This is a genomic window from Staphylococcus sp. GDY8P54P (assembly GCF_017892645.1).
Classification (GTDB): Bacteria; Bacillota; Bacilli; order Staphylococcales; family Staphylococcaceae; genus Staphylococcus; species Staphylococcus ureilyticus.
Genome location: NZ_JAESLN010000008.1, coordinates 279,878 through 293,209, shown reverse-complemented (window position 1 = coordinate 293,209; position 13,332 = coordinate 279,878). Strand labels below are relative to the sequence as shown.

At 32.3% G+C, this 13,332-nt stretch carries 10 protein-coding genes; 3 read left to right on the top strand and 7 right to left on the bottom strand.

All coding sequences use genetic code 11. The features are described from left to right. The first annotated feature begins 174 nt into the window (after positions 1-174). Positions 175-444: a DUF1413 domain-containing protein gene (locus KA883_RS03580; protein WP_046206798.1), complete on the top strand. Its 270-nt coding sequence runs from the start codon at positions 175-177 to the stop codon at positions 442-444. Between the two features lie 181 nt (positions 445-625). Here the strand turns inward: KA883_RS03580 and KA883_RS03575 are convergent, their stop codons facing one another. Both KA883_RS03575 and KA883_RS03570 read right to left on the bottom strand, forming a co-directional pair. Next, positions 626-817, bottom strand: a complete 192-nt coding sequence (locus KA883_RS03575; RefSeq protein WP_019470083.1) for a hypothetical protein — start codon at positions 815-817, stop codon at positions 626-628. A 315-nt stretch (positions 818-1,132) separates the two neighbouring features. Continuing rightward, entirely contained in the window at positions 1,133-1,774 is a 642-nt protein-coding gene (locus tag KA883_RS03570) for a beta/alpha barrel domain-containing protein (RefSeq protein ID WP_019470082.1), read from the bottom strand. A gap of 473 nt (positions 1,775-2,247) precedes the next feature. On the opposite strand from KA883_RS03570, the gene KA883_RS03565 reads away from it, so the two are divergent. Then, on the top strand, positions 2,248-3,093 hold the full coding sequence (locus KA883_RS03565; RefSeq protein ID WP_046206797.1) for an HAD hydrolase-like protein: 846 nt from the start codon (positions 2,248-2,250) through the stop codon (positions 3,091-3,093). A 4-nt stretch (positions 3,094-3,097) separates the two neighbouring features. After that, entirely contained in the window at positions 3,098-4,822 is a 1,725-nt protein-coding gene (locus tag KA883_RS03560) for a glycoside hydrolase family 3 protein (RefSeq protein WP_046206796.1), read from the top strand. Positions 4,823-5,212: 390 nt separating this feature from the next. Here the strand turns inward: KA883_RS03560 and uidA are convergent, their stop codons facing one another. From uidA to KA883_RS03535, 5 genes are all read right to left on the bottom strand, one after another. Next, positions 5,213-7,006, bottom strand: coding sequence for a beta-glucuronidase (uidA, locus tag KA883_RS03555; RefSeq protein ID WP_046206795.1), 1,794 nt, complete (start codon positions 7,004-7,006; stop codon positions 5,213-5,215). 36 nt (positions 7,007-7,042) lie between these two features. After that, positions 7,043-8,446 carry an MFS transporter gene (locus KA883_RS03550; protein ID WP_046206794.1) on the bottom strand — a complete coding sequence of 468 codons (1,404 nt, stop codon included), beginning with the start codon at positions 8,444-8,446 and terminating at the stop codon, positions 7,043-7,045. A gap of 522 nt (positions 8,447-8,968) precedes the next feature. After that, a complete protein-coding gene (locus KA883_RS03545) occupies positions 8,969-10,183 on the bottom strand; it encodes a helix-turn-helix domain-containing protein (protein WP_046206793.1) in 1,215 nt (404 codons plus the stop codon). 135 nt (positions 10,184-10,318) lie between these two features. Further along, a complete protein-coding gene (locus KA883_RS03540; RefSeq protein ID WP_019470076.1) occupies positions 10,319-11,389 on the bottom strand; it encodes a YkvI family membrane protein in 1,071 nt (356 codons plus the stop codon). A gap of 492 nt (positions 11,390-11,881) precedes the next feature. Continuing rightward, positions 11,882-13,240: a gluconate:H+ symporter gene (locus tag KA883_RS03535; RefSeq protein WP_019470075.1), complete on the bottom strand. Its 1,359-nt coding sequence runs from the start codon at positions 13,238-13,240 to the stop codon at positions 11,882-11,884. Positions 13,241-13,332: the final 92 nt, after the last annotated feature.

The window sequence follows — 13,332 nt, the reverse complement described above, 5'->3', positions numbered from 1 at the left end:
CCTTTCATCAAACGTATTTTATACCCTGTCCTCAAAGATTGTACCATGTGCCCTCCCCCTTGAAACAATGAGTTAGCTCATAAGCATGTGTACTTGTCATATACACTAAATCATTATAAAGTGGGTATATCATACATAACTCACTTATCTTTAAATAAATTAGGAGGATGACCCATGAACTTCACTGAAAGAATAAAAGAACTAAGAAATAATATTGATAGTACAAGTTTCGACTTTCGTTTTGAACAATTGTTTAATGAAGAAGAGTGGCTTGGACTATCGCTTAACCAGCGCCAGCAATATGAACGTGAATTCAGAAAATATGTCAACCAAAGTAATGTATTGCGTATTTCATATGCTTCACAAGATCACATTCGCATGCGTATGTATAACTCTATTTATAACTATAATGAAATCAAACATAACTTTAAATCTTATGTTTAATCAGGATGAGAAAAGCCTACGTTACTGGATGAACAGTAACATAGGCTTTTCCACTTTGTAAGGGCTCTAAATAAATCATGAAAGGTGATACTAGGGAGAATAATATTCATGAAGTTTTACACACAAGATACGATGAAGTATATGTGTATAAACTTCAATGCTACTAGATGAATACAGTGTATTAATTACTTACTAGTAGCTTTTTTTCTAATCCATAGTTGTATAATTTTTCTGCATCAATATAAGCTATATAATCAATACTTCTGTATCCATCTTTAATGTCATTAATAATGCCTTGATTCACACCAGTATGTGTGTATATATCATAACTGCTTTCATTTGAAAAAATGACTTCTTCAATTACTTTTCTCATTTAATAATCACTCCGTATTTTTTCTTTCGTTAGGCATTGTTATCTTCTACACCCTTATCATAATCGATAACGTTAAGAATTTAAAGTGTTTTGTGATTAATTTCACAAAATAATCACTTTTAGTCCTTTTTAATATATTTCACACATTTTTAAATTGACAAATTGTTTAATTTTAAAAATGATTGATTTTAAAAATACGCATCATAGGTTAACGATAAAATTCCATTTATAGTACCTATTTCGTTAATATTGCGCTTAATCACGAAGCGTTAGTTATACCATTAGATAAATTGCTGTCATATTTTAGCTAATCATTTAGCTCAAACGCACTGAATTTAATTTTTCTACAAATGCATGTGTTTGATGAATAATCATATCTAAGTGGTTTTTTTGTGTCCCTTTAGTTAATGCATTACCAATACCGATAGCATAGGCACCACTTTTGTACCACTGCTCCATATTTTCTAATGACATGCCGCCATAAGGTATCATATGTATATTGGGGAAGATTTCACGAATGTTTTTCAAAAAAGGTACACCTAATATATTTGCAGGATACAACTTAATCACTGGTACTTCATACTGTATCGCTTTAGTTACTTCATCTTTCGAACCACATCTTGGCATGTAAGGTATTTGGTATACATTACAAATATGCGCTATTTGAACGTCTAAATGCGACGTTGCTATATAGCGAGCACCATTTATAATCGCTACACGTGCGGTTACAACATTTTGAACTGAACCTGCACCAATGATAATTGATTTACCAAATTTTTGGGTTAACGCTTTTATGGCCAATTCTGCATAGGGCGTGTTAGATGTTATTTCAATATTTTTCATACCACCCTCAATCATTTTTTCACTTTTCAATATAGCATCATCACAAGTAGATCCCTTAACTACTCCTACCAAGTAGTTTCGGTGTAATTGTTCCAAAGTCAGCAATTTATCCATTAGCGTCTGTCCTTTCCAATCCATTTTATTTCATTGTAATTTTTATCTACTTTTCGTCAATCGATGACTACGTAACCCTTTCATAGTAAGATTCATTATATTTTGTTAACAATTTGAGCAATCATTAGTATCTATGTAGCATATTGATGTTTTATTTACAAAATGGATGCCATAGATGAGATAGATCAAAAATAAAATGTACGCACCTTTGATCACGTACTTCTCTCAAATAGCCAATATTTTTATTAATAAAATAACTATTTTAGTAATAAAATGACATAAAACATCTACTTTGTGATTATACTCACAAAGTTACACGAAATGCGCTAGTTTTTTTCTATTATGAATGCTAACTTTAATATTATAAAGAAAGCGCTTTATTATATCCTTGAGTTTTGCTTCCAATAGTATTTTAAAAGTAAGGCAATGGTATATGATAAAGCACATATTTTAACTTGAGAGGAAAAGATTAAATGATTGATTCTTTATCACATTACAAACCTAGGTTTAAAAAATTAATTTGCGTTGATTCTGACGGATGTGCCATCGATTCTATGACTATCAAGCATGAGCGGGCATTTGGACCAGCTATTGTTGAAGAATGGGATTTAGAAAATATAGAGTCCAAACTATTAAAGCGCTGGAATGATATAAATTTATATGAAATCACTAGAGGTATTAATCGCTTTAAAGGATTAGAACGCATGTTAAGTGAACTTGTTGAACAAGGGATTCATATTGAGGGATACGAGCATATTAAGCAGTGGGTGCAAACAACAGATGCTTTCTCTAATCCAGCACTCGAAAAAGCTATATCAAACAATCCGCAACAAAATGGATTACAAAAAGCATTATCATGGTCCCACCGTGTTAATGCAATTATCAAAACCTTACCAAGTATTGGACCATTTAAAAACGTACAAACGTCTCTACAAAATGCTTCAACTTTTGCCGATATCGCAATTGTGTCATCAGCAAATTTAGCGGCAGTAGAATATGAGTGGGAAACATACAAATTAACAGACTATTTAAGTGGCATGTTTGCACAAGAAGCAGGTACAAAAGAGCACTGTTTAGCGCACTTAAAACAATATTACAACTTAGAAGACATCATCATGTTAGGAGATGCCAAAGGAGACTTAGAAGCAGCAGAATCTCATGGTATGTACTTTTATCCAATACTAGCAGGTCATGAAGAACAATCGTGGCTAGACTTTAACAATAAATATTTAAAATTGTTTAAAGATGGTCATTTCAACCAATACACACATGACACTTTAAAACAAATATTTTTTAATAATTTTGAAGGAGAGAACTAACACTATGGTTAAAGTAGATTTGACAGCATCACCCTATCATTTAAATGACAATCAAATAGCATGGGTAGAAGAAACACTTGGTACATTAACAGACGAAGAAAAAATTGGTCAATTATTTTTTAACTTATTTTCTTTAGAAGGTGGCAAAAAATTTTTTGACGCAGACTTAACTAATAAAGATATACTTGAACGTTATCACATTGGTGGCGCTCGATATGAAGGTGGAAACAAAGAAGAAGTTCAAAACTTACTCAATGATTTACAAAGGCATACGAAAGTTCCAGTACTTGTAGCAGCAAACTGTGATTCAGGAGGAAATGGTGCATGTAAAGATGGTACATATATCGCAAGTGCTGCTCAATGTGAAGCTGCCCAAGATACAAAAGTTTCATATAATGCTGGTCTCGTTTCAGCACGTGAATCCTCAGCACTTGGTGTACACATTAATTTCGATCCCTGTGTAGACATACTTAAGAATTGGCGCAATACAATCGTTAATACACGTGCATATGGCACAGATGCTGAAACAGTTATTAAATATTCAAGTGCATTTATTGACGGCTTTAATGCTGAACGCGATATGATTACATGTATCAAACACTTCCCTGGAGACGGTACGGAAGAGCGTGACCAGCACTTGGTGCTTGGAGTAAATGAACTATCTACCGATGAATGGGACGACAGCTTCCGAAAAGTTTATCAACATCACATTGATCGCGGTGTACAGATGATAATGGCAGGACATATTGCACAACCTGCTTATTCAAAAAAATTAAATCCAAGTCTCGAAGATAAAGACATTTTACCTGCAACTCTTTCTTCTGAACTAATTACTGATTTACTAAAAGATGATATGAAATTTAATGGTTTAGTCGTTACTGATGCTAGCCATATGTTAGGTATGACTGCTTCTATGCGTCGCGAAGATTATGTTCCATTAGCCATTGCAGCTGGTTGTGATATGTTCTTGTTCTTCAATGATTTGGAAGAAGATTACCAATTTATGCTCAATGGTTATAAAAGCGGGGTCATCACAGAAGAGAGATTAAATGATGCCGTAAGACGTATCTTAGGTTTAAAAGCACAACTCAATCTTCACATGAAACAAGAAGACGGTTCAATCATTCAACCTCAAGAAGCATTAGATATTATCGGTTGTACAGAACATTTAGAAATGCGCGCAGAAGCAGCTGATTTAGGCATAACACTTGTAAAAAACACTTTAAATCAATTACCTATCCGACCTGAAACACATAAAAATATTATGCTTTATGTGATCGAAGGCGAAAAAGATGGCATCTATAAATCAGCGAATAACGTCACAGATGATATTATAAAAGAACTCGAATCTCGTGGATTTAATGTGACATTAAATGATGGTTCAACACGTATTAAAGGTAAAACATTAGAATATCGTGAAAAAGTAGACGCTGCGTTAGTATTTGCAAATATTATCGGCTATGCTGCTGAAAATAACTATCGCATTAAATGGGGTACAGCCATGAGCAATGAAATACCGTGGTATGTACATGAAGTACCAACCGTGTTTATTTCTACCAATTTCACGACTCACCTGCATGATGCAACAATGGTTAAAGCTTATATAAACGCTTATCATTCCAACAGAGAAAATATTAAACAAACCATTGATAAGATCATGGGAGAAAGTGAATTTAAAGGTCAATATAATGACTTAGTATGGACAGAAAAATGGCAAGCAAAATTATAAAAAAGCGAGTTATAATATCATGCTTAGGATATAATACCTATGCTTAAATTAAGGACTAATCTCTCACATTAAAATGAGATTAGTCCTTTTTATATTGAAATACTTTCGTATGGGTATAGCTAGAGTATGTTTGTTCGAACTGTACACATTCACGTATTTTATTATCTACAGCGTCAACACAGTACTCTTTTGTCTCCTTTTATAACGATCATAAAGCTAAACAAACTAATTTATACTAAAACTTACTAAACATACAAAATACATTTTATTATATATAATGCCGCTAAATCATATTATTCAATTTGATACCCCTTTTTCTATAAAACCAAAATAACCCTAAAGCTTGTTATAGGCTTCAGGGTGAATATACTTATAATTGTATTTAGTTGTTTATGATTTATAGCCAAAGTTAGGTATGTTTTCCCAACGTTTCTTGAAATAATGTGCAACTGCTTTAGGGCGACGTTCACGCGTGAATATTCCTTTTTTGTTTCCTTGGACACGGATAATATCTGCAGATGTTTCAAAATCTGCAAAATTCCATGTATGTTCACCAATAAATTGTGGATATTGATCAATGACTTCATGATTTGCTTCATAATAACGAATTTGGTACTCTTCCGTAAATAATTCATCATTTAGTGAATGTAATCCTGCTACTGTGTCCGCACCATATTCTGTAAACATAATTGGCTTATGCGGTTGTTTTTCACTCCAACCATCTAACTCAGTTCTTAAAGCTTCTTTAGCAGCTTCCAAGTCGCCTGTTTGTGTATACCATCCGTAATATCTGTTCAGACACAATACATCTACTAAATCTTGAACTTGGCAATTATCCGGCTGTGACATTAAAATGGTTACGATTGTTACAGGTCTGTTTTGTGGATCGCAAGAACGTGCTAAGTTGACCAAGGGCTCAAAATATTCTTTTGCGCCTTCTTCAGTTGAAGCTGGTTCATTAGCTATTGACCACATTACTACACATGCATGGTTTTTATCTCTATCAATCAAATCTTTGATAACAGATTCGTGTGCTTTTTTCGTTCCAATTTCTTTAAATGTATCTCTTGTAGACACACCATATAATACAGTGCTAAAGTTTAAATGCACGCCGACAGCAGTTGTTTCATCTATGACAACAATACCTTGTTCATCTGCCAATCGCATCATTTCTTCAGAATAAGGATAGTGTGACGTTCTAAATGAGTTACCGCCAATCCATTTAATCAGATTGAAATCCATAACGTTTGTTACTTCATTTAATCCTCGGCCATTATAATAGGTATCTTCATGCTTACCAAATCCTTTAAAATAAAACGGTTGATCATTGATTAAAAATTGCCCCTGTTTTACTTCCACAGATCGTATACCAAAACGCTCAGTATAACTATCTACAGCTTGGTTATTATCTACTAACGTTACTTCTAAATGATATAAGTAAGCATTCAAAGGTTGCCATAAATGCGGCTGTTCAACTTTGATAGAACCCTGTGCACCAGTCGTTTCTGCTACAACCTTTCCCGCTTCATCTATCAATTTAATTAAGATATCATCCACTGGTTCATTGATGGAAACATTATAATTTATATCTGCCACATTATTTTTAACTTCTGGAACAATTTCAATATCTTTTATAAATGTTTGTGGTGTTGTATAAATTTTAACGGGTCTATGCAAACCAGCATAATTGAAAAAGTCAAAATTAGGTTTATTTCTTTTAATCAAATTACCATCTTTGTCTGTGGTTTCGCTATAATTACCAACAGGTAAAGTCGTTTCGTCTAATATATTATTTACACAAACCGTTAAACGATGTTTTCCTGTAGAGAATTTTTGATTTAATTCCACTTCAAATGGTAGAAATCCTCCTTGATGTGATGTGACTTCTTGACCATCAATATAAACAGTTGCTTTATGTGTAGCTGAACCAAATCTCAACACAATACGTTCATCTGATAGTACGTTAGGTATCGTAAACATTCTTTCATACCAAACGTTTCCTACATGATTACGTATGTTTGCAGTCACGCCTTGATCATTATATGAACCAGGTACTGCCATAACTAAATCAGTGTCCAAAGGTTTCGTTACATCTATTTGATCATAGTTCTCTTCTAATTTAAACTGCCAAACACCATTTAAGTCTATGATACTTCTCTGTTCATTTGTTACTGGATATAGCATATAAATGCTCCTCTCATAAAATTAAATACAAAATAGTTATAATTCCTCTCTAAGTGCTAGTTCTTTAACAATTTGTTTATGTTTCTGATCTGTTAATGGGTATGCAATGAAGAAAAGTATCACTGCAACTAAACAAATGACCGCGGGTACCACAAAGAATAATATTTTTAAACCGAATATTGTATCAGGCGTTTGTGCCGCATTAGGTACATAACCAATAATTGTTAATGCCATACCTGGTATAAAACCTGCTAAGCCTTGTGAAATTTTTCTAGTAAAACTATAACTTGCATAAATAATACCTTCAGATCTAAGTCCTGATTGCCATTGTCCGTATTCTACAACATCAGCTATAAACGCCCATGTCACCGTATTTGGAATAACTAAGAATAATTGTGCAATCGTGTTAAATATTAAGAAAAGTACAATTTGCTCTGAAAATAACGAAAAGTTCACAATTTGGAAAATAATAAAACCACTTACGCCTATGACTGCTGTCATTTTTTTACCTACTTTTTTACTTAAGAAAGTAGTTAGGAATAATGCTGGTATTAAAACAATAAAATTCAATGTACTTACAATTCCTATTAAATTATCAAAACCAAGTACATTTTTGTAATAATATAGTTGCGCACCTTGTTGTAAAAATAAAGCAGTAATCGTTAGCAATGTATAAATTGCTAAAATTATAAATGGTCTATTTTTCAGTAAATTAAAAAACGCTTTACGCCCTAAACCTTTTACTTGCGGACGTTCAATTGTATGACGCTCTTTAACCCCCTTATAACACAACATATGTAGTGTCACACCTGCAATTGCAAGTATTCCTACTGCAATCGGATAACCAATCGCATGATTCGGAAATAGACTTACTAACGGAATAATAACAATGCCTGAAATAAACATGGCACCTTGTGACCCTAAATTACGAAACACTGATAATTGTGTTCGATCATCCGCATTAATCGTCATTGAGGCAGACAATGAACCATAAGGTATATTCACGACAGAATAAGCAGCATTGAATAGTAAATATGTTCCAAATGCCCATATAATTTTACCTGTTTCACTGATATCAGGAGAAATAAAAGTTAAAACAGTCAATATTGCTAAAGGAACGCTCCCATATAAAATAAATGGTCTAAATTTTCCTCGTTTTGAAAAATTCTTCTGATTATCGACAAGAGTTCCTACACCCGTGTCTACAAATGCATCGAAAAATTTAGCAACTAAAAATACGAGACCACCAACGGCAGACGGAATTCCCAAAATATCTGTATAAAAAAGCAGTAAATAAATTTGCCCCATATCAAACATTAATCCGTTACCTAAATCCCCAAATCCATAAGCTAGTTTTTCTTTGAATTTTAATTTCGGTGATTCAATTTCGTTAAATTTTTTCAATTTCTTATTTGCCGGTTTTAATCTGGCTGTAACCATAAGGATTACCTCTTTCCACTATCGAAACAACATTTGTGCACCTCATCTTTGCAGTTTCATAGTCTGTTTTATTGAATGTGGCCATCAATCATAACTTTCCCCATAGAATTGAAAGCGTTTTCTTACGTACATAAAAATTTTTAACCCTCTAGAATAGATACGCTTATTATTTTCACGTGCATACACCCTTAACACTTTTTGATAGAGCTCTTACTTTTATTATATTTTTATAATGACAACAGTCAATAAAAAATAACAACGTTGTTAAAATTGTGTCTTACTTATCCATCTATGCTATTTTTTTTCAACTATTGCTAAAGTCTGTAATAACGCCAATCCAAATTGATACTATACTTTATTACATACAATTGCGCGGAAAATATTAAATTAGCTCTAAGTTTAATGTGAATTGGTGCTATTTTAATTATTTTCAGAGATAATTATGATTTTTTTGATATTTTCCTAATTTTTTTTACAATTTTTTTATTGAATATTTAATTTTCTGATTTTTCATTATATCTACTAATAAAATTCTTTATGTTCTGTCCGATATTTCAATGGTGTCTTGCCATATTGCTTTTTAAAACATTGTGCGAAATAACTTTGTTCCTTAAAACCAACATATTTTGCCACTTCGGCAACAGTCATTTTTGTCCGCGCTATTAAGTCACGCCCTTTTTTTATTCTTAGTGCTGTAATAAATTGTGATAAAGATTGATGACATTCCTGATTAAAAATTCTTGATAGATAACTAGGTGCCAAATTCACATAATTCGCTAATTCTTCTAAAGTTAAATTACTATCTAAGTTTCTTTCAATATATTGAATCACTTTACTTACTTTAGGGCTAAAGGCATTCGCTTTAATTTTCATAGCCCTTTCTGCATATTCCTTTACAATTGCATACGTTAATTCTTCCAATACTTCTACATCCAATGTCCGATCAATCATTGCAGCATATCGAGCGGATATTTCATCGATATGTATAAGACTTACACCCGCTTTTTCACCAGCTTTACGGCATAAAGTATTGATCAAATATGCTTTATATTGTTCATTTGATAGATCATCCTTCACTCGTCGTAAACCAGTCACAGACAAACTCATCTTTTTTAAAATCGTTAATGCTTCTTCGACATTTCCGTTTTCTACTGCAGTCAACAATTGATTTTCTAAATTATATCTATATTCTATTTCTTGTAATGTGTAATCACTTTGAAGCTTAGAATCAGCTAAAAATGTTTCATTTGCATGAAAACTGAAGTCAATTTCTACCGTTTCATAGACAATATTTCTTTTCTTCAAAAAACGAATTGCTAAACGACACATTTTTTGTGCTTTAACATGATGACATATTGGTATTTTAAGTAGATATTGTTTCAGTGTAGGCAGCTTAGAAATTTTAATATTTAAATTAAGTAACATTTCATTACATTGGCGCTCATTGGGTCGTTTATCCATATAAGGCCCAATAATATATATTTTTCTATATTTTTTAAATTTAAAAATCAAAAAGCTAACATTAAAACTATTTTTATAGTGATAAATTTTATTACTTTGCATATGCACAATAAAATGTTTCAACTCATTTCTATATTGTTTTTTGGTAGTATTCATAAAAGGTGTCTTAATATGGTTACTAATCTCCTTTATGTTGTCCATATCATAACCTTCTAACTGAATACCCAGCAATTGTATAGCATGCATTTGCAATATTTCTAGCGTTTCATTTTTCATAAAAAAACACCCCATTCCTTATATTTTTATTATATCTAAATATTAAGGAATAGAGTATCAAATGAATAAAAAATATTTAATTTATTTTTAATATTATATATATTTAGTCATGTAAGGCTATTGATCACTCTGTGTCTATTGTTTCTTACCCAATTTTAATTTAAACGGCGCATAGAATAAGACAAAGATAAGCACCAAACCTAAATAACCGATTAATGGATAGAAGATTGCTACCAGATCTGTAAATCCGACAAAACTTAAGCAAAGTCCTACAAGGATTGTAATAGTATAAAATATCTTAAAACGTATAGAATCTACAACAGTGAAACGTGTTGCAAATGCATAAAACATACCTAGTCCTGTATTGAAAATCATACCAAATATCACGATTGCCATAATGATACCTAGAATTGGTGATATATGGTTCACAATACCTAACATAGGCATTTCCATATTACCGACAATATTGATTTGTGTAAAAATTGCTAAATGACTTAAGACAATCATAGCACCCAATATCAGGCCACCTACTAAGCCTCCAATTGCTGCTACTTTTGAATTTTTTTCTGCTCCACCCATTACAATAGCCATTGAAGCACCTACTGCTGTATTAAATGAAGCATAATTAATACCTGCAACAAACCAATTAGGTAATGTCGAAGGTTTCGCATCTGAAATTGTATTTAATTCAGAAAATGGTACATTTGTAGTTAAGAAACTATAAATCGAAATAATTAATATAAAAATAATTAAAAACGGCGTAATATTGCCAATAACTTTAACTACACCTTCTACCTTTAACATTCCTGCAAGAATGATTAATACAGTCATTAATAATGTACCAACGAGCGATGGTACCCCAAATTGTTGATTTAAGTTTGACCCAGCACCTGCAATCATCACTACACCGACACCAAACAAAGTAAAGATAATGACTAAATCAATAATCCATCCCAATAATTTTCCAAATAATGATTTTCCAGTAATATTATGTATAACGACTTTATGTGAATCTGTATCAAATTTACTCCCTAACCAAACAAGCATCATCCCAACATAAGCAAACAACGCTGTGGTAATGATAGCACCCAAAGTGCCCAAAATACCAAAACTAGTAAAATATTGCAGCACTTCTTGTCCAGAAGCAAATCCAGCACCAACGATGACACCGATAAAAGCACTAGCAATCAGTAATATTCTTTTCATCATGTTACCCCCTTATTGAGTCTACTATATACAACTTAAATAAAATTTCAATTATAATAACTATGATTATTGTATATTTGGCATCTAAACTACTTAAAATTTCTACAGTTACTCAATTTTATCATTTTATCCATAATTTATGTTGAAATACTTAAAAGACTAAGCAATTCATGCAAAATAGCATTTGGAACATAAACCCTAGAAAAATAACATGAAGATGATTTAATTCAGTCCATCTGTGTGATTCATTGTTACTCATCAATACTACGACTTATTTATGTCTAAATTCACATTAAAATATTTTTAAAAATAAGGACCTATATTAACCCAAGTAGTAAATCAATGACCTAACTATAATTAAAATAATATTGAAAAAGGCAATTTCTATATGATTTCAATAGAAATTGCCTTTTTTCACTTGTTCAAGAACTTTATGTTCCAGACTCTATTTCGTAACACACACCCATTTATATGTGTTTTTATGTGATTTTATTATACAAAGATACTTAATATAAAAATAAAAACTAGTCCTGAAACAGAAATAACCGTTTCAAGTAATGACCAAGTTAGAAACGTTTCTTTAACAGTTAAACCAAAATATTCTTTAAACATCCAAAAGCCTGCGTCATTCACATGAGATAAGATAACACTACCTGCGCCAATTGCTAATACTACTAATGCAACATTCACGTCCGATGATTGTAGTAATGGCAATACAATGCCTGTTGATGAAATTGCGGCTACTGTAGATGAGCCTAAAGCAATTCTTAAAACGGCTGCAACTACCCATGCTAGTAATATAGGAGACATTTCAGTACCTTCAAACATTTTAGCTATTGTGTCACCAACACCACCATCTATCAGTACCTGTTTGAAAGTACCACCGCCGCCTATAATTAAAATCATCATTCCAATAGGATAGATTGCGTTTGATACAGAATCCATGATTTCAGCATTTTTTCTACCTTGTCTGACACCCATTGTTATAATTGCAAACAAAACGGCAATTAACATCGCTGTACCAGCAGTACCTATAAAGTAAATGAAGGATTCAAAGCCATTTGTCGCTTCTTCATTACCCGTCACTAACTGAACAATTGTAGAAAGTAACATAAGAATAACTGGTGAAATTGCAGTTAGTAAACTGATACCAAATCCAGGCATTTCAGACTCTGAAAATTCTTTTTGCGCACCTAAAGCTGAGATATCACCTTCGCGTTGATAAGCAGTTGGCGTAATTTTTTGTGCCACTTTATTAAATAATGGCCCTGCAATAATGGTAACAGGTATTGCTATAATTATACCGTAAAGTAACACATGACCTAAATTAGCTTGTAGTTCTTTAGCAATTACTACTGGTCCCGGATGTGGTGGTAAGAATCCATGTGTCACAGATAGTGCTACAACCATAGGAAGTCCAAGTTTTAATTGTGATACATTCGCGCGTTTTGCAATTGTAAATACTAATGGTATTAATAGTACTAATCCTACTTCAAAGAATAACGCTATACCTACAATAAAGGCTGCAATCAACATTGCCCATTGTACGTGTTTGTGTCCAAACTTTTTAATCAATGTATCGGCAATACGTGTAGCACCACCACCATCAGCCAATAGTTTACCTAAAATCGCACCTAAACCAAAAATTAGAGCAATATGTCCTAAAGTACTTCCCATACCATTTTCAATGGTTTCTATAATTTTATCTAACGGCATTCCGAGTAAAATAGCAGTGATAATAGATGTAATAATTAATGATATAAATGTATTTAACTTCAAGAAAATGATTAATGATAATAATACAACGATACCTATAACCACTGTAATTAATGGCCAAATTGTTTCAAACATAATTGTTCTCCCCTTTAACACTTAACATAATCGTTCATAATATCAAAAGGGCTTGCCCTCTCAATGATAACGCTTACTTAAATGTTTAAATT